We start from the raw sequence: 25,466 nt of genomic DNA, 5'->3' as shown, positions 1-25,466 counted from the left end.
AGCTGTCGCACCCTCTGTTGCTGACACGTCGCCACTGTTGCTGACACGTTGCCACGTGTGAAGCGCTCATTTCTTCTGAGCTTCCTGAGCTTTCTGCGCTCGTTGCTCTCTCGCTGCGCTTGCTGCTCTCTGAACTTCTGCGTGAATTCTCTTTCCGGGTTCTGTCGTGCCCCGAATTCCGCATGCGTTCCAGTCTTCTGAACTCACGGAGTCCTCCCATGCCTTCCTCTCCCGTGCCGGGTGTCGACCGACGGCTCTTCCTCACCTCCCTGCTCGGCGCCGCGGCCGGCGTCGCCGGGTTGAGCGGCTGCGCCAACAGCAGCGCCGCCGCCGACACCAAGGGCGCCTCGACCGCCCCGCTCGCCGACAGGATCCCGGCCGGTACGAGCCTGAAGATCTCCTCATATTCGGGCACCCAGCAACTCCAGTTCAAGCTCGGCAAGTTGGGCGATCCGCCTTTCAAGGTGTCGAGCTGGGAGAACATTTCCGCCGGCCCCGATGTCATCAACGCCTTCCGCGCGGGTTCCCTCGACCTCGCCAACAACGCGGGCATTCCGCCGATCCAGGCGCATTTCCAGGGCTTCGACGCGAAAATCGTCGCGATCAACGTCACCCGCAAACCGAACTATCTCTTCGCCACCAAGCCCGGCAGTGACATCCGGTCGGTCGCGGATTTCAAGGGCAAGAAGCTCGCCTTCTCGCAGGGGCAGGCCCAGGGCGTCGTACTCCTGCGGGCGTTGGAGAAGGCAGGACTCGCGTACGACGAGGTCAAGCTCGTCCCGCTGACGAGCAACCAGTTCTTCACCGCCCTGCAGTCGGGCCAGGTGGACATCGCGCCGCTGGCCATCAGCCAGGCGCCCGCGTATTTCCAGCAGTACGGCGCCAAGGGCGCCCGCAGCATCCCGACGGACGTGGTCGACCTGCTCAACCTGCTGTGGGCGCCGGTCTCCGTGCTGAACGACCCCGCGAAGGCCGCCGCGATCGCCGCGTACATCCCGTACTGGGCCAAGGGCCAGGTGTGGACGTACGAGAACCCCGACCTCTGGAACGAGGAGTTCTACGTGAAGACGCAGAACCTGACGCTCCCCCAGGCGCAGGCGATCACCAAGCTCGCCAACAAGCCGCTGTTCCCGCCGAGTTGGGCCGAGGCGATCAAGTGGGAGCAGGAGACCGCCGATCTGCTCGCGGAGGGTGGCTTCGTGAAGAAGTTCGACGTGGGCTCGCTCTTCGACCACCGCTTCGAAGGCATCGCGGCGAAGTCCGTGGCTGCGGAGTACCGGAGGTGACCGCCGTGACCACGAGCGCCTCCATCGCTGCCGGGGCCACCGTGTCCGTTGCGGCCGTCGCGGCTGCCGAGGAGACCGGCTCCCAGGTCCGCAGGCGCCGCCGGCTCTCCCCCGGCAAGCGGCTGCCCGCCGCTCCGCTCATCGGCCCGGCCCTCGTCATCGCCCTGTGGGCCACCGCCTCCGCCGCCGGACAGCTCGACCCGGCCGCGATCCCCGCGCCCTGGACCGTGCTCAGGACCGGCGGCCGTCTGTGGACCGACGGAACCCTGCCTGCCGACATCCTGACGTCGGTGCAGCGGGCCGCCTCCGGCTTCGCGATCGGGCTGGTCGGCGGTGTCCTCCTCGCCCTGGCCGCCGGGCTCAGCCGGGTCGGCGAGGCACTGATCGACGGGACGGTCCAGCTCAACCGGGCGATCCCGGCCCTCGGTCTGATCCCGCTGTTCATCCTCTGGCTGGGCATCGGCGAGACGTTCAAGATCGCGATCATCGCCATCGTCGTCTACATCCCGATCTACCTCAACACGCATGCCGCGCTGTCCGGCATCGACAGCCGCTTCGTCGAACTCGCCGAGGTGCAGGGCCTGTCGAGGTTCCAGTTCGTCCGGCAGATCGTCGTTCCCGGCGCGCTGCCCGGATTCTTCGTGGGGCTCCGGCTCGGCGTGACCGGCTCCTGGCTGGGGCTGGTCGTCCTGGAGCAGATCAACGCCACCAGCGGACTCGGCTACATGATGTTCCAGGCCCAGAACTACGGCCAGAGCGACGTCATCCTCGTCGGCCTGGTCATCTACGGCATCTTCGGTCTGGTGTCCGACAGTGCGGTCCGTCTCATCGAACGGAGGGTGCTGTCATGGCGACGCACACTGAGCAACTGACCCGGTCCGCCGTCCGACTTCGGGGCCTGACACGGTCGTTCGGCGGGCGCAAGGTCCTCGACGGTATCGACCTCGACATTCCGGCCGGGCAGTTCACGGCCCTGCTCGGGCACAGCGGTTCCGGCAAGAGCACGTTGCTGCGGGCCGTCGCGGGCCTCGACCACGAGGTCGAGGGCAGCGGTCAACTCACCGCCCCTGAACGGGTGTCGGTGGTCTTCCAGGACTCGCGGCTGCTGCCGTGGCGGCGCGTGCTGGACAACGTACTGCTGGGGACGGAAGGCAAGGAGGCTGCCGCGAAGGGCCGGGAGGCTCTCGCGGAGGTGGGCCTGAAGGGGCGTGAACGGGCCTGGCCCAGCGAGTTGTCCGGCGGCGAGGCGCAGCGGGCCGCGTTGGCACGGTCGTTGGTCCGGGAGCCCGAACTGCTCCTTGCCGATGAGCCGTTCGGGGCGTTGGACGCGCTCACGCGGATCAGGATGCACGGTCTGCTGCGGGAGCTGTGGGAGCGGCACCGGCCGTCCGTTCTCCTCGTCACGCATGACGTGGACGAGGCGGTCGCGCTGGCGGAGCGGGTGCTTGTGCTGGAGGAGGGGCGGATCGGGCTCGATCTGGCGATCGACCGTGAGGCGGCTGCGCGTGGCGAGTACAGAGGGTTGTTGCTCGCGGCTCTGGGCGTGACGTCGGACGTCCGGTGAGCGTCGGTTGCGGTGACCCTCTGCTGGGGGCTGCCGCCCCCAGGCCCCCGCTTCGGCCCTGAAGGGGCCTCGTCCTCAAACGCCGGACGGGCTGAGATTGCCCGGGCCTGCGTCGAAAAGGCACCGGACGGACTGACAGTCCATAGCCGCCGCCCAGAAATAGCCGGCACAGCTGACAGTCCGAAACCGCAGCCCGAAAGAGGCCGGACGGGCTGGATTCAGCTGCCCGGCGCTCGTAAGCACTCCCCGCATCTGTAGCCCTCCCCCACTCCTGTCCGACCCGCACCCGTTCAAAGCAAGGGACGCCCATGACCCGCCAGCTCCACCTCAACGCCTTCCTCATGACCACCGGCCACCACGAGGCCTCGTGGCGGCTCCCCGAGAGTGACCCGTACGCGCATGTCGAGCTGGACCACTATGTGCGGCTCGCCCGGATCGCGGAACGCGGGACCTTCGACTCCCTCTTCCTGGCCGACAGCCCTCAGCTGTGGGGGAGCGTCGCGCAGCGTCCCGCGGGCGCCCTGGAGCCGCTCACCCTGCTGACGGCCCTGGTGACGGCGACCACGCACATCGGTCTGATCGCCACCGCTTCCTCCTCCTACAACTCTCCCTACAACCTGGCGCGCAAGTTCGCCTCGCTCGACCTCATCAGCGGGGGCCGGGCGGGCTGGAACATCGTCACCACGGCCGGTGCCGAGGCCGCCCGGAACTTCGGTCTCGACGCGGAGCCCGCCCACGCCCAGCGGTACGCCCGGGCCGCCGAGTTCCTCGACGTCGCCCTCAAGCTCTGGGACAGCTGGGAGGACGACGCGATCATCGGCGACAAGGCCTCCGGCGTCTGGGGCGACGACGCGAAGGTCCATCCGCCCCGGCACAAGGGGACGTACTTCAGCGTCGAGGGCGCCCTCAACGTGCCGCGTTCGCCCCAGGGTTACCCACTGCTGGTGCAGGCGGGGTCCAGCGAGGACGGCAAGGCGTTCGCGGCCCGGTACGCGGAGGCCGTGTTCACCGCCCAGCAGACCATCGAGGACGCGCAGGCCTTCTACGCCGACCTCAAGTCCCGTACGGCGGCGGGCGGTCGCGACCCCGACCACATCAAGGTGCTGCCCGGCATCGTCCCGGTGCTCGGCTCGACGGAGGCCGAGGCGCTGGCGAACGAGCAGGTCCTGGAGGACCACATCGTGTACAGGCACGGCGTGGGCAACCTGGAGGGCCTGCTCAAACTACCCGCCGGGACACTGGCGTTGGACGCACAGCTGCCGGCGGATCTGCCGCCCGAGAGTGCGATCGAGGGTGCCAAGAGCCGCTACACGCTCGTCGTCGAGCTGGCCCGGCGCGAGCGCCTCACCGTACGGCAGCTCATCGGGCGGCTCGGCGGCGGGCGCGGGCACCTCACCTTCGCCGGGACGCCCGAGCAGGTCGCCGACGAGATCGAGACCTGGTTCACGCGGGGCGCCGCCGACGGCTTCAACATCATGCCCGCGGTCCTGCCCTCCGGTCTCGACGCCTTCGTCGACCACGTCGTCCCGATCCTGCGCACCCGCGGTCTGCTCCGCGAGGAGTACGGGCCGCGCCAGACCCTGCGGGAGCGCTACGGCCTCCCGCGTCCCGCGAACCAGTACGTCAGCTCCGCATCCGCATCTGCATCCGCCCCCGCCCTCGTCTGACGAACTCTGAAAGGACCAGCACATGTCCGGTATCGAAATCCAGAAGGTCACCGCCAACATCGGCGCCCGCGTTTTTGGCGTGGACATCTCCAAGCCCCTGGACGAGGAGCAGGTCGCCGCTCTCCGCGAGGCCCTCAACGTCCACAAGGCCCTGGTCTTCGACGACGTGAACCTCGACGACGAGGGCCAGCAGGCCTTCGTCCGCCACTTCGGCGAGCTCACCGCAGCCCACCCGACGGTGCCGTCCGTCGAGGGCGCGCCGAACATCCTCCCCGTCGACAGTGAGCGGGGGCGCGCCGCCAACCACTGGCACACGGACGTCACCTTCGTCCTCAACCCGCCGCAGGCCAGCACCCTGCGCAGCATCACGGTCCCGCCGTACGGCGGCGAGACCCTGATCGCCAGTTCGGCGGCCGCCTACCGCGATCTGCCGGAACCGCTGCGGCAACTGGCCGACAACCTGTGGGCCGAGCACACCAACGACTACGACTACGCGGTGCCGGACGAGGCGCTCGACGAGGAACAGGCCGCCCAGCGCGCCCAGTTCACGTCCATCACGTTCCGCACGGCCCACCCGGTCGTCCGCGTCCACCCGCTGACCGGCGAACGCGGGCTGTTCATCGGCGGGTTCGCGCAGCGGATCGTCGGTCTGTCGGTCACCGAGTCCCGCAAGATCCTGGACCTGCTCCAGGCCTACGTCACCCGCCCGGAGAACATCCTGCGCCACCGCTGGTCGCCGAACCAGCTCGTCCTCTTCGACAACCGCATCACCCAGCACTACGCCATCGACAACTACAACGGCCTCCCGCGCCGCCTGCACCGGGTGACCATCGCCGGTGACATCCCGGTAGGCATAGAGGGCAAGGAGAGCTACTCGATCGCGGGGGACGCCTCGCACTACACGTCCATCGCCGAGTAGCCGAGCAGTCGCATCCGCGGCCGGCCTCTTCCGGAAAAGACCCTCGTGTGACGCACACGGGGGTCTTTTTGTTGCTAGCGTGCAGTTGCAAGTAATGTGCAATAAGAGGTCGAGGGGACCCCGCATGCCCGTCTACACGCTCCCTGAGCGGACTGCGCCTACAGCGCCGACAGCCGTGAAGCGTCCTGCCTCGTGATCGTCTTCTCACCGAACGCGACGGCAGGCGGAATGACGGGAGGCCCCCGCGAGGACACGACTCGCGGGGGCCTCCCCATATGCCGTGCCCCGGACCTACTCTCGTGGGGCCGGGGCATCAGGCCACCGGGGCTCGACACACCGGGGGGATCACATGGTGTCCATGCGGTGCGTGAACTGCGCAGGCACGGTTCAGGACTTCCGCGGGCTCACCGACGCGGAGAAGACGTACGTCCGTCAGCAGAAGCCGAAACACACCCGCCTTGGCGCCTACTACCGCTGCGCCCGCGACGGCTGCCTGCGCTACCAGCGGCTGGGGAACCAGAAGGACGGCGGCTCGTTCCCCGAACCGGAAGCCAAGGACCAGACCAAGGACCAGACCAAGGACCAGGCCAAGGACTGAAGGACCGGACGTCTTACAGGTTGTCTCTTACAGGTTGCTGAAGTCCGGGCCCGCCGTCCGCGAACGCTTGATCTCGTAGAAGCCGGGGACCGAGGCGACCAGGAGGGTGCCGTCCCACAGCTTGGCGGCCTCCTCGCCCTTCGGGGCCGGGGTGACGACCGGGCCGAAGAAGGCGATCTGCTCGCCGTCGGCGCCGGGGACCGCGATCACCGGGGTGCCGACGTCCTGGCCGACCTTGGTGATGCCCTCCTTGTGGGAGGCGCGCAGCTCGGCGTCGAACTCGAAGTTCTCCTGCTCGGCGTAGTCGATCAGGTCGGCGGGCAGGCCGACGTCGGCCAGGGCGCCGGCTATCGCTTCGAGGGTCGGGCCGTCGCCGTTGTTGTGGATGCGCGTGCCCAGGGCCGTGTAGAGGGGGCCGAGGATGTCGGCGCCGTGCTTCTGCCAGGCCGCCGTGACGACCTTCACCGGCTGCCAGGCCTGCACCGCGAGCATCTCGCGGTACTCCTCCGGCAGCTCGTCGAGCTTGTCCTCGTTGAGCACCGCCAGGCTCATGATGTGCCAGTGGACCTCGATGTCACGGACCTTCTCCACCTCCAGGATCCACCGGGAGGTCATCCAGGCCCAGGGGCAGAGCGGGTCGAACCAGAAGTCGACAGGGGTCTTGGTCGAGGTCGTCTCGGACATGGGTCTCCTAAAGAAAGGCACGCTTTCAAGAGGGAACGTATCTCCGCCACCGTTGCATTCCCGGGTGCCCGGTGCCGATGGTGCGTGGCAGGATCGGTGCTGGTCGGCCGTACTGATGACAATCGAGGGAGTGCTCCGTGCCCGGTGAGAATCTGTCCCGCGACGAGGCCCAGGAGCGGGCCGCGCTGCTGTCCGTCGACGGGTACGAGGTGTTCCTCGACGTGCGGTCCGCCTTGGGCGACACGGAGAGCGGGAGCGGGAGCGGTGGGGGCGGAGCCCGGACCTTTCGGTCCGTGACCACCATCCGGTTCCGGTGTGTCGAGCCCGGTGCCGCCAGTTTCGCGGATCTCATCGCGCCCAGCGTGACCGCCGTCTCCCTCAACGGCCGGGATCTCGACCCGGGCGCCGTCTTCGACGGCACGCGCATCCTGCTGGAGGATCTCGCTGCGGACAACGAGCTGGTCGTCGACGCCCAGTGCGCCTACTCCCGCACCGGCGAGGGCCTGCACCGCTTCGTCGACCCCGAGGACGGCGAGATCTACCTGTACACGCAGTACGAGCCCGCCGACTCCCGCCGCGTCTTCGCCAACTTCGAGCAGCCCGACCTGAAGGCCCCCTTCCGGTTCGAGGTGCGGGCGCCGGAGGAGTGGGTCGCGTGGAGCAACGGGGTCGGGGAACTCGTCGATGGTGTGTGGCGGTTCGCCGAGACCAAGCCGATCTCCACCTACATCACCACCATCCTCGCGGGGCCGTATCACTACGTCACCGATTCGTACTCCCGTACGTTCGACGACGGTACGACCCTCGACATCCCCCTCGGCGCCATGTGCCGCAAGGGTCTCGCCCCCTACTTCGACTCCGACGACGTCTTCCTCGTCACCAAGCAGGGGCTGGACTTCTTCCACGACCACTTCGACTACCCGTACCCCTTCGGGAAGTACGACCAGGCGTTCGTGCCCGAGTACAACCTCGGCGCGATGGAGAACCCAGGGCTGGTCACCTTCCGCGAGGAGTTCATCTTCCGGGGGAAGGTGACGCAGGCGGCGTACGAGCGGCGGGCGAACGTCGTCCTGCACGAGATGGCCCACATGTGGTTCGGCGACCTCGTCACCATGGAGTGGTGGGACGACCTGTGGCTCAAGGAGTCCTTCGCCGACTTCATGGGCGCCTTCTCGCTCGTCGAGGCAACCCGTTTCACCAGCGGCTGGGTCACCTTCGCCAACAACCGCAAGGCCTGGGCCTACCGCGCCGACCAGCTGCCCTCCACCCACCCGGTCACGGCCGACATCCGCGACCTGGAGGACGCCAAACTCAACTTCGACGGCATCACCTACGCCAAGGGTGCCTCCGTACTCAAGCAACTCGTCGCCTACGTGGGGCCGGACGCGTTCCTCGAGGGCGCGCGGCGGTACTTCAAGCGGCACGCGTACGGCAACACGCGCCTCGGTGATCTGCTGTCCGTGCTGGAGGAGACCAGCGGGCGGGACATGGCGTCCTGGTCGCGGGCGTGGCTGCAGACGGCCGGCGTCAACTCCCTCACCCCGGCGGTGCTGTTGAGCGCGGACGGCCTGATCACCGAGCTGGCCGTGATCCAGGAGGCCGCCGAGTCACACCCCGAGCTGCGCCCGCACCGGGTGGCTGTCGGCCTCTACCGGCGTTCCGTGGACGGGGTGTTGGAGCGGTACGCGCGCGCCGAGGCCGATGTCGACGGGCCGCGCACCGTGGTCGGTGAGCTGGTCGGGAGCGAGGCCCCCGACCTGGTTCTCGTCAACGACGACGACCTGACGTACTGCAAGATCCGGTTCGACGAAGGCTCGTTGGCGACGCTGCGGGCGCACCTCGGTGAGATCACCGACCCGCTCGCCCGCGCCCTGTGCTGGTCCGCGCTGTGGAACCTCACGCGGGACGCTCTGATGCCGGCCCGGGACTTCGTCGACCTGGTACTGCGGTTCGCGGGCCGCGAGTCGGACATCGGGGTACTGCAGATGCTCCACGCCTGGGCGGGCTCCGCGCTCACCCACTACGCGGCCCCCGACTGGCGGGCGGCCGGTGAACGCGCGCTTGCCGAGGGCGCGTTGAAGGAACTCCGGCTCGCCGAACCGGGCAGCCAGCACCAGCTGACGTGGGCCCGCTTCCTCGCGGCCGTGGCGTCGAGCGAGGCCGATCTCCAGCTGCTCCAGGGGCTGTTGGAGGGCACGGCGAAGATCGACGGCCTCGACGTCGACCAGGAGCTGCGGTGGGCGTTCCTGGAACCGCTGACCGCGCACGGCGTCGCCGACGAGAAGACGCTCCGTGCCGAACTCGCCCGCGACGACACGGCGTCCGGCAAGCGCCACCAGGTCCGCTGCCTCGCCGCCCGCCCCTCGGCCGCCGTCAAGGCACAGGCGTGGGCCCAGGTCGTCGAGTCGGACGCGCTGTCCAACGCCCTCGTCGAGGCCACCATCGCGGGCTTCGTCCAGGAATCGCAGCGGGACCTTCTCGCGCCGTACGCACAGAAGTACTTCGCGGTGCTGGAGCGGACGTGGGCCGACCGCTCGATCCAGATCGGCATGGATGTCGTACGGGGTCTGTTCCCGTCCCTCCAGGACTCGCCGGAGACCCTGGCGGCGACGGACGCGTGGCTGGCGGACCACGCGGACGCCGCACCGGCCCTGCGGCGCCTGGTCCTGGAGGCACGGGACGACCTGGCGCGGGCGCTGCGGGCGCAGGCGTGCGATGTGGCGGCGGGGCGGTGACAGGCCGGTAACGGTCTGTTATGTGATTCCTGTCGGGTAATTCGTGGGTTTGAGATCGCACCCCTGGAGCAGGTGTGCCCCGGGGGTGCGGGGGACGGTGATGTTGAGAAAGAAGTGAAGGACCTGCAAGGGGGGAAGTCGAGTGATCGAGTCCGAAGTCGACGCGCGCGTGGACGAGTTGGTGCGCGGACTGCGGCGTATCACAGGGGCCTTACTGGTGATGGCCTCCGCTCATCCGGACAACGCCAGGGCCCGTGAACTCGCCCTGGCGGCAAGCGTCTTGAACACGGACGTACTGCCACGGCTGGACGGGGACCCCAGCGAGGCGGTGCCGGTACCGGGCGCAGCACCGCCCTCCCGAATACTCCCTCCCCCCTCGCGCGCCACCAACGGTTCGACGGCGATCGGCACGCTCGTCGAGCGCTATCCGCCGGACGAGGCGCGCCACCCGGCCCAACCCGTCCTGCTGGACCCGGAGTTACCGTACGAGAAATGGCGGCACCTGCACCGTCTCACCTACCGGCGCCCCGCCGCCTTCGACTCCGCGCCCTCCTGGAACGATCCCACGCCCCACCTCGGCAGACCCATCCGCTGGGGAGTCGCCTCCAGCGCCACAGTCGTGCGGAGCATGCGCCATCACTACGTGACCATGCATGACCTCAACAGTCTTGCCGGCCAGTTGGTCCAGCGGACCCTCTATGCCTCCCGGGCGATCCTCGAATCCCGTGCGGTGCGGGGCGACCTGTTCAGCGGTGGACAGCTGCCCGACCGGCACGAACTGGAACGGAAGCTGGAGCGTGCGCAGTGGAACGCCGCCGTGCTGGCCGCCGGACGCGGTGACGCGGCGTTGCCGCAGCTCGAAACGATCCTGCGCGACTTCGAGATACTGGCCCGCGCCATCCTGGAACTCGACGACCTGTATCGCACCAGACCGGCCCACCCGGCCGCCGAAGGCCGTCTCGCCGAGGCATTGCACGGCACCGGAGCCCTGATCCGCCACTGGCCACCCGGCACGGCACCGGCAGACGGCAGAGCGGCGGACACGGAGCCAGGCCCCACCGGGCCCACCAGGCCCGCCGATCCCGCCGTTACCGAACCTGGTCACTCACCCCCGTAACCCCCGGATGGCCAGCGTCTTTCGGCACTCGAACGCTTGCACTTTAGGGCGAGCTTGTCCGGAATTGTCAACGGGCGTGTAACAGCGGTTAGGGGACGGATCGGACACGGGAAAGTCGGAGTCATGACCCACAACACCCCGCTCTCCCCGAGCACCCGCCCCCTCCGTCACCTGTCGCACGTAAAGCGCCGGGTACTGACCGCCGCGCAACTGCGGGCGCACGGCATCCCGGCCGCCGAGGCCAACGAGCAGTGCCGGCCCGACGGACCGTGGCAGCAGATCCTGCCGGGTGTGTTTCTGCTGCACCCGGGCCCGCCCACCAGCGAGGAGCGACTGCACGCGGTACTGCTGTACACGGCGAAGGAGCGGACGACGACGGGAATTCCGGCCCAGCCCGACTCCGAGGAGCCGTACCGGGAGCGCGGCCGTCCGGTCTATGCCGAGGCCATGATCACCGGCCTGGCCGCGCTCGCCCTGTACGGCTTCTCGTCCGCGCCGCCGCTGCTGTCCCTCGACACCTTCGACGTCCTGGTCCCCCGGCTGCGCCGACTGCGCTCGACGGGCTGCGTCCGCATCGTCCGCTCCTCTGCGTTGCCCACACCCGAGCTGGTCGACGGTCTGCCGGTCGCACCGGTGGCGCGCGCCCTCGCCGACGCGGTGGCCGGACTCACGGACGCGGGCGCCGTACGCCGGCTGCTGACCGACGCGGTGCGCGGCGGCCACTGCGAACCGGCGGCGGTGGTACGGGAGTTGAACCAGGGCCGACTGCTCGGTCGCCCGCATGTCGTGGACGCCGTCGACTCCCTCCTCGCCGAGGGCCGGGCCATCGCGGAGGACCGTCTCTACCGGATGGTGCACGAGTACGGCCTCCCGGACCCGGTCTGGAACGTCGATCTGCGCCTGCCCGGCGGCCCGCACCTCGGCGGCCTCGACGCCTACTGGCCCGACCAGGCGGTGGCGGTGGAGCTGGACACGCGCGCCCCGATTCCGGGCCACCGACAGGAGGACAACGCGCTCTGGTCGGAGTACGCCCGTAAGCGCGAGCACCTGGAGCGGCTGGGCATCACGGTCGTCCACATCACGCCGCGCAAACTGCGCGACGCGATCGACCAGCAGGCAACCGTCGTACGTACGGCTCTGATGGCGTCGGGCGACCGCGAGCCGGCGGCGTACGTCGTGGTCCTGCCCCGGTAGCGACGGACCGGGCAGGACCAGGAGGAACCCAGGAGGAGAGTGGAGGGGCCGCCGGGAAACCGGGACCCCTCCACATTTGCTCAGTGTTCGCTGGGCTCCCTGTGCGTCACTTCTCGGTCCCGCAGTACTCCGCCTCGACGACCTTCACCGGGTCGCCGCTCCAGTCGCCGTTGAAGTTGAAGGCGAGGGAGTGTTTGCCGTCGGCCGTGGTGACCGCCACCGAGCTGGAACCGTGGATGCCGCCGCTGTGGCCCCAGACGGTGACCCCGCAGCTCAGCTCGTTCTCGATCAGCCCGAGCCCGTACCGGCCGTCCACGGCCCCGGCGGCGACGGTCGTCTTCATCTCGGCGAGCTGCTTGGCGGGCAGTACCTTGCCGCGCAGGAGGGCCGAGTAGAAGCGGTTCAGGTCACCGGAGTTGGAGATGATCTCGCCGGCGGAGTTTGCCACCGAAGGGTTGAGCTCGGTGACGTCGTAGATCTTGCCGGTGGTGTTCTCGCCGAGCTGTGAGTAGGCGCGACTGCTGGGCTGGGGGACGGTGGCGTTCGTACCGGGCATGTACGTCCCGTGCAGCCCGAGCGGCTTGATGACGCGCCGACGGACCTCGTCGCCGTACGAGTTGCCGGTCACCTTCTTGATGACCATGCCGGCGAGCGTGTAGTTGGTGTTGGAGTAGCTCCAACTCGCACCCGGGGCGAACTCGGGCTTGTGACCCATGGCGATCTTGACGATCTCGTTCGGGGTCCAGGTGCGGTACCGGTTCTTGAAGAAGCCCTCCGGGAGGAAGATCGCGCTCTGGAGGGACTCGTCCTCGGTGTAGTTGAAGATGCCGCTGGTGTGGTTGAGGAGCTGGCGGAGGGTGATCTTCCGTCCGTCGTGGCCGTGGCCGCGTACGACTCCGGGCAGCCACTTGTCGACGGTGTCGTCGAGCGACACCCGTCCCTCGGCCTCCAGTTGGAGCAGGACGGTCGCGATGAAGGTCTTCGTGATGCTGCCGGCCCGGAAGTTGTCGTGGGCGCTGCGCGGCTGCTTGGTCCTGAGGTTGCCGAGGCCTGCGGTCGCTTTCCAGACGCCGTGGCGGTCCTTGGCCTGAAGGGCCACACCGGGTACGCCGTCCTTCACGGCGGCGTTGACGGCCTTGCGGGTGGCGTCATGACTGCCGCCCCGTTCGGCCGGTGCGGCCACCGCGGGCGCCGCGAACGCGCCTGCCGCGACGGCGATCGCCGCGGCCATCCCGACGAGCCTCTTGTTGCCCTGCCTCTTGTTGCCCTGGCTCTTGTTGACTGACATGGCGTTCCCCCTTGTTCACGACCGTCGGCGCGTCCTCGCCGAGGGGCGGTCGGGGGGAGGGACACGGTGGGTTCGCCGAAGGTTGATCAGAGGCGGGGTGGTTGGGCGTCTTTCAGCCTTTGAGTGCGTTGAGCCGGACACGTTCATCCGCCGACTTGCCCCGCCGCCGCACCCGAACTCGCCCCGGAAGAAGCCTGGTTCAAGTCGTCCTACCGCGATGGCACGGGCCAGAACTGCGTCGAGGCCGGCCGCCTCGCGCCTCCTACCGGCATAGCCGTCCGCGACTCCAAGAACCCCACGGGCCCCGCCCTCCACCTCGCCGCGCCCACTCCCGTGATACGTACGCCGAACCTCGGCCGATCAGGGGCTGGGCACTTCCAGGGACAGGACCGCGCTGTCGATCTCCGGTCAGCCCTTCTTCAGCACCAGCTCCACGTTCCGGTCCCCCGCGCCCCCCGACAGATCCACCCGCGCCCCCGGCGCGTTGAACGACAACTCCCGGTACAGGGCCGCCAGTCCCGTCTGGGACAGGTCCGAGTAGTCCGTCCGGTGTGGGGCCGCCGATTCCACCAGGGTCGTGAACAGGGAGAGCGTGCCGTCGTTGTTGTCCACCAGCTCTATGACGCGGGCCAGTTGGGGAAAGTCGATGTGCGACGCCGTGGAGATCTCCCAGAACGAGCGGTCGTCCGGAGCCGGGTGTGCGGTGATGACGTTGCGGTGGATGTGGCCGTTCACCCAGGCCAGGACGTTGCGGTGGCTGGCGAGGAGAGCCACGACGTCCGCGCCGTCGTAGCGCCGTTCGTCCGGGTGGGCCGGGTCGCGGTGGGTGTTGGTCATCGACTCGCTGGTGTGGTGGCTGAAGACGATGGCGTACGAGCCCGCTTTCGCGTGCTCCCGCAACGTCCGGTCCAGCCAGCGCACTTGGGCCGCGCCGATCGAGCCCTGGTAGTGGCCGCCCGGGTCGGTGGTGTCGATGCTGATGCCGACGACGTCGTCCGAGATGCGGAAGGTGTAGTACTGGGTGCCGGAGTCGAGGTTGGCTGTCGAGTAGCCGTGGCCCACCGGTCCCACGCCCGCGTACGCCGGATCCAGGTGCGCCTTCAGATAGTCGGCCCGGGTGAACGGGGCCCTGTTCTCGTCCGGGGTGACCGAGCGCAGGTCGCGGGTGTGGGCCTGGATCAGTTCGCGGAACCGGATGCCCCTTGGGTCGTCGGAGCTCCTGATCTGGTCCTGGAGTGCCTTGCTGCGCGCGGTCGGCAGATCCATCAGCTTCTTGCCGCCGACCGCGAAGTCGGTGAGGAAGGGGTCTGCGTGGGAGGCGTAGCACCCGAGGGGGAGGGAGTCGTGGTTGCCGACCGTCGAGTACCAGGGCAGGTTCAGGCCGGGGCTGCGCACCTCCCGTATCGCTGCCGCGAGGAAGCCCTCGATGTGCGGGAAGCCGTGCTGCTTGTCGGAGTCGCGGGTGGCGGAGTCCGGCTGCCAGTAGAGCGGGAGGCCGCTGTTCTGGACGCCCTCGTAATGGCGCGGGTCACCGGTGTTCGGCGTCATCCGGCCGCCGCTCATCACCTTCATGAACCACTCCAGCTCGGAGTGCGCGTTGTTGTCCGTGTTGTCGCCGGTGGTCATCACGAACTGGAGCGGGGAGCCGGTGACCGGGGCTCCGCGCAGTGCGTTGATCCGCTCGACCAGCGAGGTCGCTCCCTGCACCGACAGTGCCTCGTGCGGGCGCCAGGCGTGCCGGTCGGCCGAGCGCATGTACTCCAGGCGCAGCGGGTGCTGTACGTCGGTCAGGTGAAGGTCCGTGAACTGGACGAAGGCCGCCATCGTGGTCCGGCGGGCGGCACGGGCCGAGTTCGGCGACGCCAGTTCCGTACGCACCACCCGTCCCCACGCCGGGCCCTCGCCGAGGCGCCGGTAGCCGCCCGTGCCGACGGGTGCGGAGACCGTGTGGAGCGTGGTGCCCCGGATGGACGGGGCGAGCGCGGCCGGCACCGCCTGACGGGACACGGCCACCGGAGCCTCGGCGGCTGCGGCCTCGGCCATCGTGGCGGCCTGGCTGTCACTGGGCCGCAGCGCGTAGCCGACGCCCGCCGAGACGGACACCGCCCCGGCCGCGGCGAGTACGGTACGTCGGTTGACCCCCGGAGTGGGGCTGGCGACAGAGCGTGTGCGCGACATGGCGCGGTCTCCCCGAGTGCGAACGCGTCGGAAGTGGTCACGGGCGATCGCAGTCGCGAACGTCCCGCTCACACTGGATGCTTGGCACCGGGGATGACCTGCGCGTGAACGAGGCAGCAACGCGCGACGCCGATCTCCGTACGTGGATCTTGGGCCACCTCGCCCGTTCACGACCGCACGGCGAACGGCCCGGAGTCGGTCACTCCACGTTCATTTTCCGGGGTACTGAACCTACTTCTCGGCCTTCACGACCCGCCCCGCCGCCGGCCGTTCCAGCCACAGCTCCAGCCCGACGTCCACCATCCGCACCTTCCGCAGTCCCGCCACCGCGCCCAGGTCGTGCCAGGCGGCCAGGTCCGTGGAACCGTTCGTCTCCGGGCGGAGTTCACCGCCGGTGATCAGGCCCTCGTAGACCAGTCGTAGGCCTTGGTGGTCCGCCGGTCGCCGCCAGCGGTGGGTGAACGTGTGGCGGACGGAGTCGATGCCCAGCAGGCCCGTCACGTCGACGCGGTAGCCCGTCTCCTCCATGAGCTCGCGGCGGACGGTGTCGTAGGGATCCTCGCCGTGTTCCATGCCGCCGCCCGGCAGCACCCACTCGTGACCGCCCCCGTCGGCGGGGCTGCGGGCGAGCAGGATCTGTCCGTTCCGGACGACAACGGCGTACGCGGCTACCCGCAGCGTCTTGCGCATATGGGGACGTTAGCGTGCGGGGCGGGTACGTTCAGGTGGATTGTGCCCGAACGATGCCGGGTACGACGTAGACGCCGGGTACGAAGTACCGTGATTCAGACTCCATCCGTGCAAAGCGCATCGCGGGTTTTCCCCACTCGTTCATATAGTTTCCGCCAACCATCCACAAACATCCGCCCCTTAGGTAAAGCTGTGTGATCGTCCGGCGTCGTAATCCGGACGCTCTTGGCCAAGGCCGATCAACTCGGCCGCTCAAAGCACGCTCCTTTACCTACAAGGGATGCCGATGACCCTCACCCCTCAGCGCGCGCCGATCTCGGGCGCGAGACGTGTGGCGCGCATTGCCGCAGCCGCCGGACTGGTGGCCGCTCTCTCCGCGGCCGGGCCCATACCGATGGCCTTCTCCGCGGACACGGCGACGGACGCGGCCCCGGCCGACGGTTCCGTCAAGTCGGCACACGACAAGCTCGGTTCCGACGACGCTGAACTCCTCTCCGAGGCCAAGGCCGACGGCGACAAGACCGTCACGATGATGATCGCCACCACGCCGGGCCAGACCGAGCAGGTCGCCGCGCAGCTGGACGCGGTCCAGGGCGGCCTCGTCGGCCGGACCTTCGACAAGGTCGGCTACGTCCGCGCCACCGTCCCGACCGCGAAGGCGGACTCGGCCATCGCCGCCGCCGCCAAGCTCTCCTCCGTAAACGCGATCGACCTGCGCCAGGACATCCCGCTGGACGACCCGACGCCGAGTGCCGACACCGCCTCCGCCCCCCAGGCGAGTGCCGCCACCACTTACGCGGCGCCGGACAAGAAGACCCCCGCCGAGAACCCGTACAACCCGTCGTTCGAGACGGGCGCCGTCGACTTCGTGAAGAAGAACCCGAAGGCGGACGGCCGCGGTATCACCATCGGCATCCTCGACTCCGGTGTGGACCTGGCGCACCCCGCGCTGCAGAAGACCACCACCGGCGAGCGCAAGATCGTCGACTGGGTGACGTCCACCGACCCGGTCAACGACGGTGACGGCAGCTGGCTGCGGATGACGAAGGCGGTCTCCGGTCCGGCCTTCGCCATCACCACGGCCACCCAGGGCACCGAGAACTTCACGGCGCCGGTCGGCGACTACAAGTTCAACTACTTCGCCGAGTCCGCCACCGCCGGTGGCGACCAGGCCGGTGACGTCAACCGCGACGGCGACAAGACCGACGTCTGGGGCGTGCTGTACGACGCCGCCGCCGGCACGGTCACCGTCGACGTGAACGACAACCACGACTTCACCGACGACAAGCCGATGAAGGCGTACAAGGACGGCTACCAGGTCGGCTACTTCGGGACGGACAACCCGGCGACCGATGTCGCCGAGCGCATCCCGTTCGTCGTCGAGACCCGCAAGGACGTCGTCTACAACGCGGCCGGCGCGAAGGCCGACTACGCGAACATCGGCATGATCTCGTCCGAGCACGGCACCCACGTCGCCGGTATCACCGCGGCGAACAGCCTGTTCGGCGGCAAGATGAACGGTGCCGCTCCCGGCGCCAAGATCGTGTCCTCGCGCGCCTGTGTCTTCGGCCCGAGCTGCACCAACGTCGCGCTCACCGAGGGCATGCTCGACCTCGTCGTCAACCGTGGCGTCGACATCGTCAACATGTCGATCGGCGGCCTCCCGGCGCTGAACGACGGCAGCAACGCGCGCGCCGCGCTGTACACGCGTCTGATCGACACGTACGGCGTACAGCTCGTGATCTCGGCCGGCAACTCCGGCCCGGGCGCCAACACGATCGGCGACCCCGGTCTGGCGGACAAGGTCATCTCGGTCGGCGCGTCCATCTCCAAGGAGACCTGGGCGTCCAACTACGGCTCCGCCGTGTCGAAGAAGTACGCGATGATGCCGTTCTCGTCGCGCGGCCCGCGTGAGGACGGCGGCTTCACGCCGACGATCACCGCGCCCGGCGCCTCGATCAACACCACGCAGACCTGGCTGCCCGGCTCCCCGGTCGCCCAGGCGGGCTACACCCTCCCGGCCGGCTACTCGATGCTCCAGGGCACCTCGATGGCGTCCCCGCAGGCCGCCGGCGCCTCGGCGCTGCTGCTGTCGGCCGCCAAGGAGAAGGGCATCACCCTCTCCCCGGCCGACCTCCGCACGGCCCTCGTCTCGAACGCCGACCACATCAAGGGTGTGCAGGCTTACGAGGAGGGCGCGGGCCTCATCAACATCGTGGACGCGTGGAAGGCCATCAAGGACGGCGCCACCGCCCACGAGTACACGGTCAAGGCCCCGGTCGACACCGCGATCGACTTCGCGCTGAAGACCCCGGGCTTCGGCACCGGCCTCTACGACCGTGAGGGCGGCCTCAAGGCCGGCGTCAAGAAGTCGTACGAGATCACCGTGACGCGTACGTCCGGTCCCGCCAAGGCGATCCGGCACGAGCTGCACTTCGAGAACAACGCCGCTGACACCTTCAAGATCGTCGGCTCCGACGAGGTCAAGCTGGAGCTGAACAAGCCGGTCACCGTCAAGGTCGCCGCGAAGTCCGAGACGGCCGGCATCAAGAGCGCCATCCTTGAGGTCGACGACCCGAAGACCGAGGGCATCGACAAGCAGATCCTGACCACGGTCGTGGTCTCGACGCCGGTCAAGTACACGTTCTCCGCGTCGGGTTCGGTGCAGCGCAACAGCACCCAGTCCTACTTCCTGACCGTGCCCGAGGGCGCCAAGACCCTTGAGGTCGCGATCAGCGGACTGGCGGCCACCAGCCAGACCCGGTTCATCTCGATCCACCCGTACGGTGTCCCGGTCGAGGACACGGGCACGCCGTACTGCTACAGCAACTACCCGAACACCAACGGCTGTGCGCCCGACGTGCGTTCGTACCCGAACCCGCAGGCCGGTGTCTGGGAGGTCGAGGTCGAGTCGCGCCGTACGTCGCCGCTGCTCGACAACCCGTACAAGCTGGACGCCACCGTCCTGGGCGCGACCTTCGACCCGGATGTCGTGACCGTTCCCGAGGCCAAGGTCGGCACCCCGATCGCCGCCTCCTGGAAGCTGACGAACAACCTCGCCCCGGTCGACGGCAAGCTGGCCGGCGGTCCGCTCGGCTCCTCGCTGAACGCCCGTCCGACCATCGCCAACGGCGAGACCCAGACGACCACGGTCGAGGTGCCCGCGGGCGCCGCGTCCCTGGACGTCGCCATCGGCAACGTCTCGGACACGGCCGCCGACCTCGACCTGTTCGTGTACGACGCGGCCGGCAACGAGGTCGCCAACTCCGCCGACGGCGACTCGGAGGAGGCGGTCTCCATCGCCTCGCCCGCCGCCGGAACGTACAGCGTCCAGGTCATCGGCTACGCGATCCCGGCCGGTACGACCGCGTACGACTACCAGGACGTCTTCTACTCGGCCGCCCTGGGCTCCATCCAGGTCGCCGGCACCCCGGTGAAGCTCGGCACGGGCGCCTCGGCGACCGTCTCCGGCAACATCGTCGCCTCGGCGCCCGCGCCGGCGGGCCGTGAGTTCTTCGGCCAGGTGTCCCTGGTGAACGCGCACGGCACGGTCGCCGGTGTCGGCAACGTGAAGATCGAGAAGGTCACACCGTAGCGGTAGGTACGACCAGTACGACCACGGGGGCGGGCGTCCGGTACCTGGTACCGGACGCCCGCCCCTTTCGGTTCACCCGCACGAAAGAGTGCGCGATTCCGGCAGCGCGGCCGTGATCCCGGCCCGTCCGGCGGCGATCTCCTTGTCGCCGAGGGCCCAGGTGTCGGGGGACGCAGCGCCCGTCACGATGCCGATCAGGGTGTGGTCGCCCACGGCCAGCCTGGGGTCGACCTCCTGGTCCATCACGAACGTCACCTCGGCCGGGCCCTTGTCCGGCTTGTAGTAACGGGTCACGTCCAGGGTGATCCGGTCCTGGCCGGGGACGGGTCCCCTCTCCACGACGGCGACCGTCCCCTCGACGACCAGGCGGGCGCAGGCGAGGTATCCGGGGCGGGTCAGCGCACCCGAGCCGCCCCCGTCCTTGGCGCCCTCGTCGCCGTCGCTCTGCGGGGCGCGCGAGTAGGCCGGCCCGGAGTCGGCCGTCGAGGACGCCCCGGAGTCCTCGACCCCGTTCCCGGCCTGCGAGAGGAGCCACACCGACCCCGCGGACAGGGTCCCCGCGGCGGCCACGGCGGCGACACCGAGGGCGAGGGTGCGCAGCGGACGCCAGTACCGCCGTTCCCGTACCGGAACCCGGGCCGCCTTTCGCACCGCCCTTCGCACCCTCTCCGATTCTGCCTCCGCCTCCGTGCGTTCCTGAGACGCCAGCGCGCCCCCGATGAGCCCCAACTGCTCGCGCAGCAGCGCCACATCGGCCGCCGCCGACCAGTGCTCGGCCATGAAGTCGGCGTCCGTGAGGGCCCCTTCGGGCAGCGGATCGTCCGTCAGCGCGGCCATCAGCGCGTCCACACCGTCGTGTTCGGCGGCCATGTCACACCACCTCGTCCTCGTGCAGGCGGGCGCGCAGTGCCCGTACCGCCGTGTGCAGCCTGCTCTTGACCGTGCCCTCCGGGATGCCCAGTTCCTCGGCGATCCCGCGCACCGGCAGGTCGGCGTAGAAACGCAGGACCAGTACCTGACGCTGAGGGTCGGGCAGGTCGTCCAGCCCTCGGGCGACGGCGAGGGAGAGCAGGCTCGTCTCCTCGCCGGAAGGCTGCGCCGCCGGCTGGCGCAGGGAGGCGAGCCGCTCCCCCAGCCGTTCCTGGCGGCGCTTGGCGCGATGCCAGTCCATGGCGAGGTTGGAGGCGACGACCGCCGCCCACGCCGAGACGTCACGCGGCGCCTCATGTCCGTTCGCGGTGCGTTCCAGCAGCCGCAGGCGGACCTGCTGTACCCCGTCCAGCAGGTCCGCCTGCGGCACGCCTCCGAGCGCGAGCACCGCCCGGACCCTGCGCTCCTGCGCCGCGTCCAGCGGGTCGCCGTGGTCGTCCTCCTGGACGCGTCGGGCCTTTCTGCGCAGCACAAGCACCCTCCCCCTCGCCGCGTTTCTCCTACGACGCCGAGTGCGCCCAAAACGTTCGGCCTCTGCGGAGACGTACGTCACACCGTTACCGAAGCGAGACCCCGGCCTCGCCCGTCCCCGGTCGGCCCAGGCCCGTACAGCTTGCGCCAGACGATCCCTGCCGGGCGGGTTTCTCCAGCTCAGGAGGGGTGCGGCCGGACGATCGCAACCGTGCGCCGCCCGTGTTCCGTCCCAGTCCTCGGGCATGCTCGGCAAAGGATTGGACATGTTGCCCCGGGTGGGACGCATGATGGAAATGCGCCGGTCGCGCATCGGTCACGCAATACAGCGCCATACAGAAGGAGTCGTCGTGAGGGTCGGAATCGTCGGAGCCACCGGTCAGGTCGGCACGGTCATGCGCAGGATCCTCGTCGAGCGCGAGTTCCCGGTCAGCGAGCTGCGGCTGTTCGCGTCGGCGCGGTCCGCGGGGTCGGTCCTCGACGGTGTGACGGTGGAGGACGCGGCGACGGCCGACTACACCGGCCTCGACATCGTGCTGTTCTCGGCGGGCGGCGCGACCTCGAAGGCACTGGCGGAGAAGGTCGCCGCGCAGGGTGCGGTCGTGATCGACAACTCGTCGGCGTGGCGCCGGGACCCGGACGTACCCCTGGTCGTCTCCGAGGTGAACCCGCACGCGATCGTCGACCGCCCCAAGGGCATCATCGCCAACCCGAACTGCACGACGATGGCCGCGATGCCGGTTCTCCAGCCGCTGCACGCGGAGGCGGGCCTCGATGCGCTGGTCGTCGCGACGTACCAGGCGGTGTCCGGTTCGGGCGTGGCGGGTGTGGCGGAACTGCACGGGCAGGCGCAGAAGGTGGTCGCCGACGCGGACAAGCTGACGCACGACGGTTCGGCGGTCGACTTCCCCGAACCGCAGGTCTACAAGCGGCCGATCGCGTTCAACGTGCTGCCGCTGGCGGGCAATCTGGTGGACGACGGTTCGTTCGAGACGGACGAGGAGCAGAAGCTCCGCAACGAGTCCCGCAAGATCCTGGAGATCCCGGAGCTGAAGGTGTCCGGTACGTGTGTCCGCGTCCCGGTGTTCTCGGGGCACTCCCTGCAGGTGAACGCACGGTTCGCGCGCCCGCTGTCGGTGGAGCGGGCGACGGAGCTGCTGGCCGCCGCCCCGGGTGTCGTCCTCTCCGAGATCCCGACCCCCCTTGAGGCAGCCGGCCAGGACGCGTCGTTCGTGGGCCGGATCCGCGTGGACGAGACGTCGGAGAACGGGCTCGCGTTCTTCGTCTCCAACGACAACCTGCGGAAGGGCGCCGCGTTGAACGCGGTGCAGATCGCGGAGCTGGTGGCGGTGGAGTTGCGCGGGAAGTAACCGCCCCGCTGGTAGGAGTATCGAAGCCACCAGCGGTATGACTCTGGGGTGCCCACCGGCGACGGCGACCGGTGAGCACCCCCTTTTGTCGCACCTCAGAGCGTCTGTTGCTGCCGAAGCGCCCGGTCGATCTCCTTGAGTACTTGCGGCGGCACCGTGCCGATGCGGTGCCCGATCCTGGAGAAGGCGAGGGCTCGGATCTGTTCGCACTGTGCCTTGGAGTCAACCCTCAGGCCGCACTCGGCTGCGGGATCGCCGGGCGCGTCTTGTCCGGCTCGCTACCCACAGCAGGGTCGAGGTCCACCAAGGAGATTTCACCGCGATTCATGCCAATAGCATTACCGTTCGCCTATTCATCCCCACCTCCCCCGGGGAGCGGAACCATCCAGCCCCCCGGAACGTCAGCAGAACGCACCCTCTCAGGGATCAGTGGACCACCGGTCCACCCGCGCTCACCGGCGGGTTAAGGACATCGCGTCAGCCGCGGATCCCATGGAAGGATGGCGCAACCCACACATACGAGGAGATGACCGCGTGCCTGGCACAAACCTGACCCGCGAAGAGGCGCAAGCGCGGGCGAAGCTGCTCACCGTTGACTCGTACGAGATCGATCTCGATCTCTCCGGCGCACAGGAGGGCGGCACCTACAGGTCCGTGACCACGGTGCGCTTCGACTCCGCCGAAACCGGCGCGGAGTCCTTCATTGACCTGGTGGCCCCGGCCGTCCACGAGGTCACGCTCAACGGGGACGCGCTCGACCCCGACGAGGTCTTCAAGGACTCCCGGATCGCGCTGCCAGGACTGCTGGTGGGCCGCAACGTGCTGCGTGTCGTCGCCGACTGCGCGTACACCAACACCGGTGAGGGCCTGCACCGCTTCGTCGACCCCGTCGACCAGCAGGCGTATCTCTACACCCAGTTCGAGGTGCCGGACGCGCGGCGCGTGTTCGCGTCGTTCGAGCAGCCTGATCTCAAGGCGACCTTCCAGTTCACGGTGACAGCGCCGTCCGGCTGGACCGTCATCTCCAACTCGCCGATGCCCGAGCCCAAGGACGACGTCTGGCGCTTCGAGCCGACGCCCCGTATCTCCACGTACATCACCGCGCTCATCGTCGGGCCGTACCACTCGGTCCACAGCGTGTACGAGGCGGACGGGCAGACCGTTCCGCTCGGTATCTACTGCCGGCCCTCGCTCGCCGAGTTCCTCGACTCCGACGCCATCTTCGCGGTGACCCGGCAGGGCTTCGAGTGGTTCCAGGAGAAGTTCGACTACGCGTACCCCTTCAAGAAGTACGACCAGTTGTTCGTTCCCGAGTTCAACGCCGGTGCCATGGAGAACGCGGGCGCGGTCACCATCCGCGACCAGTACGTGTTCCGCTCCAAGGTCACCGACGCCGCGTACGAGACGCGCGCCGAGACGATCCTGCACGAGCTGGCGCACATGTGGTTCGGCGACCTCGTCACCATGGAGTGGTGGAACGACCTGTGGCTGAACGAGTCGTTCGCCACCTACACCTCCATCGCGTGCCAGGCGTACGCCCCCGGCTCGCGCTGGCCGCACTCCTGGACCAGCTTCGCCAACTCCATGAAGACGTGGGCGTACCGCCAGGACCAACTGCCGTCCACCCACCCGATCATGGCGGAGATCCGCGACCTCGACGACGTCCTCGTCAACTTCGACGGCATCACGTACGCCAAGGGCGCCTCCGTACTGAAGCAGCTCGTCGCGTACGTCGGCATGGACGCGTTCTTCGCGGGCGTGCAGGCCTACTTCAAGCAGCACGCGTACGGCAACACGCGGCTCAGCGACCTGCTGGGCGCCCTGGAGGAGACCTCCGGGCGTGATCTGAAGGCGTGGTCGAAGTCCTGGCTGGAGACGGCCGGTATCAACATCCTGCGTCCCGAGATCGAGACGGACGCGAACGGTGTCATCACCGCGTTCGCCATCCGCCAGGAGGCCCCGGCCCTGCCCGCCGGTGCCAAGGGTGAGCCGACGCTCCGGCCGCACCGGATCGCCGTCGGCCTGTACGACCTCGACGACGAGAGCGGGAAGCTGCTCCGCGACGACGAGAACGGGCGCATCGAGCTGGACGTCGACGGCGAGCTGACGGCCGTACCGCAGCTGGTCGGCAGGCGTCGTCCGGCCGTGATCCTGCTCAACGACGACGACCTGTCGTACTCCAAGGTCCGGCTCGACGACGAGTCCCTCGCCTTCGTCACCGCGCACCTGGGCGACTTCGAGGCCTCTCTCCCGCGCGCGCTGTGCTGGGCCTCCGCCTGGGACATGACCCGTGACGCCGAACTGGCCACCCACGACTACCTCTCCCTCGTCCTGTCGGGCATCGGCAAGGAGTCGGACATCGGTGTCGTGCAGTCGCTCCAGCGGCAGGTGAAGCTGGCGATCGACCTGTACGCCGACCCGACCGCCCGCGAGGCCCTGCTGACCCGCTGGACGGACGCCACGCTCGCCCACCTCCGGGCGGCCGAGGCGGGCTCCGACCACCAGCTGGCCTGGGCCCGCGCGTTCGCGGCGACGGCCCGTACGCCGGAGCAGCTGGACCTTCTGGACGCCCTGCTCGAAGGCACGCAGACCATCGAGGGCCTCGCCGTCGACACCGAGCTGCGCTGGTCGTTCGTCCAGCGGCTGGCGGCCGTCGGGCGCTTCGACGAGGAGGAGATCGCGGGCGAGTACGAGCGCGACAAGACGGCGGCCGGCGAACGTCACGCCGCCACCGCCCGGGCCGCCCGTCCGACCCCGGAGGCCAAGGCGGAGGCCTGGGCGTCGGTCATCGAGTCCGACAAGCTGCCGAACGCCGTCCAGGAGGCGGTGATCGGGGGCTTCGTCCAGACCGACCAGCGCGAGCTGCTTGAGCCGTACACCGACAAGTACTTCGCGGTGGTCAAGGAGGCCTGGGACTCGCGCTCGCACGAGATCGCCCAGCAGATCGCGGTCGGCCTCTACCCGGCGGTCCAGGTGTCCCAGGAGACCCTGGCGAAGACGGACGCCTGGCTGAAGGCCGCCGAGCCGAACGCCGCCCTGCGACGGCTCGTCTCGGAGTCCCGTTCCGGTGTCGAGCGCGCGCTCAGGGCACAGGCGGCGGACGCGGCGGCCTCGTAACTCCTGAGTCGTCGACTCGCGCTGAGCACTCGCATCGAACGGCGCGTCCCGGTCTACCGGGGC

The 25,466-nt window shown here is 69.1% G+C and carries 19 protein-coding genes and 1 pseudogene; 13 read left to right on the top strand and 7 right to left on the bottom strand.

Annotated features, from left to right (window positions below; genetic code table 11):
- Window positions 1-218: 218 nt before the first annotated feature.
- The 6 genes from OG734_RS32380 to OG734_RS32355 all read left to right on the top strand — a co-directional run bounded on the left by OG734_RS32380 (window position 219) and on the right by OG734_RS32355 (window position 6,034).
- Window positions 219-1,286 (top strand): ABC transporter substrate-binding protein, encoded by a 1,068-nt coding sequence (locus tag OG734_RS32380; protein ID WP_330290977.1) that lies wholly within the window; start codon window positions 219-221, stop codon window positions 1,284-1,286.
- The gene (locus OG734_RS32375; protein WP_443064958.1) at window positions 1,283-2,158 is read left to right on the top strand and encodes an ABC transporter permease; all 876 of its coding nucleotides are present in this window, start codon (window positions 1,283-1,285) and stop codon (window positions 2,156-2,158) included. Before OG734_RS32380 ends, OG734_RS32375 begins: the two co-directional genes overlap by 4 nt.
- Window positions 2,134-2,850 carry an ABC transporter ATP-binding protein gene (locus OG734_RS32370; protein WP_330290976.1) on the top strand — a complete coding sequence of 239 codons (717 nt, stop codon included), beginning with the start codon at window positions 2,134-2,136 and terminating at the stop codon, window positions 2,848-2,850. The genes OG734_RS32375 and OG734_RS32370 overlap by 25 nt, the downstream gene beginning before the upstream one ends.
- Window positions 2,851-3,158: 308 nt before the next feature.
- Window positions 3,159-4,517, top strand: coding sequence for an LLM class flavin-dependent oxidoreductase (locus OG734_RS32365; protein WP_330290975.1), 1,359 nt, complete (start codon window positions 3,159-3,161; stop codon window positions 4,515-4,517).
- A 22-nt stretch (window positions 4,518-4,539) separates the two neighbouring features.
- Window positions 4,540-5,436, top strand: a complete 897-nt coding sequence (locus tag OG734_RS32360; RefSeq protein ID WP_330290974.1) for a TauD/TfdA dioxygenase family protein — start codon at window positions 4,540-4,542, stop codon at window positions 5,434-5,436.
- A 349-nt stretch (window positions 5,437-5,785) separates the two neighbouring features.
- A complete protein-coding gene (locus OG734_RS32355; protein ID WP_330290973.1) occupies window positions 5,786-6,034 on the top strand; it encodes a hypothetical protein in 249 nt (82 codons plus the stop codon).
- A 27-nt stretch (window positions 6,035-6,061) separates the two neighbouring features.
- On the opposite strand, the gene OG734_RS32350 is transcribed toward OG734_RS32355, so the two are convergent.
- Window positions 6,062-6,718, bottom strand: a complete 657-nt coding sequence (locus OG734_RS32350) for a DsbA family protein (RefSeq protein ID WP_330290972.1) — start codon at window positions 6,716-6,718, stop codon at window positions 6,062-6,064.
- A 137-nt stretch (window positions 6,719-6,855) separates the two neighbouring features.
- Between OG734_RS32350 and pepN (OG734_RS32345) the strand changes: the two genes are divergently transcribed.
- From pepN (OG734_RS32345) to OG734_RS32335, 3 genes are all read left to right on the top strand, one after another.
- On the top strand, window positions 6,856-9,453 hold the full coding sequence (pepN, locus tag OG734_RS32345) for an aminopeptidase N (RefSeq protein ID WP_330290971.1): 2,598 nt from the start codon (window positions 6,856-6,858) through the stop codon (window positions 9,451-9,453).
- A 142-nt stretch (window positions 9,454-9,595) separates the two neighbouring features.
- On the top strand, window positions 9,596-10,570 hold the full coding sequence (locus tag OG734_RS32340; protein ID WP_330290970.1) for a hypothetical protein: 975 nt from the start codon (window positions 9,596-9,598) through the stop codon (window positions 10,568-10,570).
- Between the two features lie 123 nt (window positions 10,571-10,693).
- Window positions 10,694-11,764, top strand: coding sequence for a hypothetical protein (locus OG734_RS32335; RefSeq protein WP_330290969.1), 1,071 nt, complete (start codon window positions 10,694-10,696; stop codon window positions 11,762-11,764).
- Between the two features lie 106 nt (window positions 11,765-11,870).
- On the opposite strand, the gene OG734_RS32330 is transcribed toward OG734_RS32335, so the two are convergent.
- The gene (locus tag OG734_RS32330) at window positions 11,871-13,052 is read right to left on the bottom strand and encodes a serine hydrolase domain-containing protein (RefSeq protein WP_330290968.1); all 1,182 of its coding nucleotides are present in this window, start codon (window positions 13,050-13,052) and stop codon (window positions 11,871-11,873) included.
- A gap of 204 nt (window positions 13,053-13,256) precedes the next feature.
- Between OG734_RS32330 and OG734_RS32325 the strand changes: the two are divergent.
- Window positions 13,257-13,361: pseudogene (locus tag OG734_RS32325) on the top strand (DUF397 domain-containing protein); the annotation flags it as partial.
- A 99-nt stretch (window positions 13,362-13,460) separates the two neighbouring features.
- On the opposite strand, the gene OG734_RS32320 reads toward OG734_RS32325, so the two are convergent.
- Together OG734_RS32320 and OG734_RS32315 are read right to left on the bottom strand one after the other, a co-directional pair.
- Entirely contained in the window at window positions 13,461-15,230 is a 1,770-nt protein-coding gene (locus tag OG734_RS32320) for a TIGR03767 family metallophosphoesterase (protein ID WP_330290967.1), read from the bottom strand.
- 231 nt (window positions 15,231-15,461) lie between these two features.
- A complete protein-coding gene (locus OG734_RS32315) occupies window positions 15,462-15,920 on the bottom strand; it encodes an NUDIX hydrolase (protein ID WP_330290966.1) in 459 nt (152 codons plus the stop codon).
- 286 nt (window positions 15,921-16,206) lie between these two features.
- On the opposite strand from OG734_RS32315, the gene OG734_RS32310 reads away from it, so the two are divergent.
- Window positions 16,207-19,515: a S8 family serine peptidase gene (locus OG734_RS32310; RefSeq protein WP_330290965.1), complete on the top strand. Its 3,309-nt coding sequence runs from the start codon at window positions 16,207-16,209 to the stop codon at window positions 19,513-19,515.
- Between the two features lie 72 nt (window positions 19,516-19,587).
- Here the strand turns inward: OG734_RS32310 and OG734_RS32305 are convergent, their stop codons facing one another.
- Window positions 19,588-20,385, bottom strand: coding sequence for a hypothetical protein (locus OG734_RS32305; protein ID WP_330290964.1), 798 nt, complete (start codon window positions 20,383-20,385; stop codon window positions 19,588-19,590).
- 1 nt (window position 20,386) lies between these two features.
- Window positions 20,387-20,923, bottom strand: a complete 537-nt coding sequence (locus OG734_RS32300) for a sigma-70 family RNA polymerase sigma factor (RefSeq protein ID WP_330290963.1) — start codon at window positions 20,921-20,923, stop codon at window positions 20,387-20,389.
- A 343-nt stretch (window positions 20,924-21,266) separates the two neighbouring features.
- Here OG734_RS32300 and OG734_RS32295 point away from each other — a divergent pair, with 343 nt between their 5' ends.
- A complete protein-coding gene (locus tag OG734_RS32295; RefSeq protein WP_330290962.1) occupies window positions 21,267-22,286 on the top strand; it encodes an aspartate-semialdehyde dehydrogenase in 1,020 nt (339 codons plus the stop codon).
- A 95-nt stretch (window positions 22,287-22,381) separates the two neighbouring features.
- Here the strand turns inward: OG734_RS32295 and OG734_RS32290 are convergent, their stop codons facing one another.
- Complete coding sequence (locus OG734_RS32290) at window positions 22,382-22,486, bottom strand: hypothetical protein (protein WP_330293868.1); 105 nt, start codon at window positions 22,484-22,486, stop codon at window positions 22,382-22,384.
- A gap of 334 nt (window positions 22,487-22,820) precedes the next feature.
- Between OG734_RS32290 and pepN (OG734_RS32280) the strand changes: the two genes are divergently transcribed.
- The gene (gene pepN, locus OG734_RS32280) at window positions 22,821-25,403 is read left to right on the top strand and encodes an aminopeptidase N (RefSeq protein ID WP_330290960.1); all 2,583 of its coding nucleotides are present in this window, start codon (window positions 22,821-22,823) and stop codon (window positions 25,401-25,403) included.
- Window positions 25,404-25,466: the final 63 nt, after the last annotated feature.

Source organism: Streptomyces sp. NBC_00576 (assembly GCF_036345175.1).
Classification (GTDB): domain Bacteria; phylum Actinomycetota; class Actinomycetes; order Streptomycetales; family Streptomycetaceae; genus Streptomyces.
The sequence above is the reverse complement of the archived record's forward strand: the minus strand, read 5'-3'. Positions and strand labels throughout refer to the sequence as shown.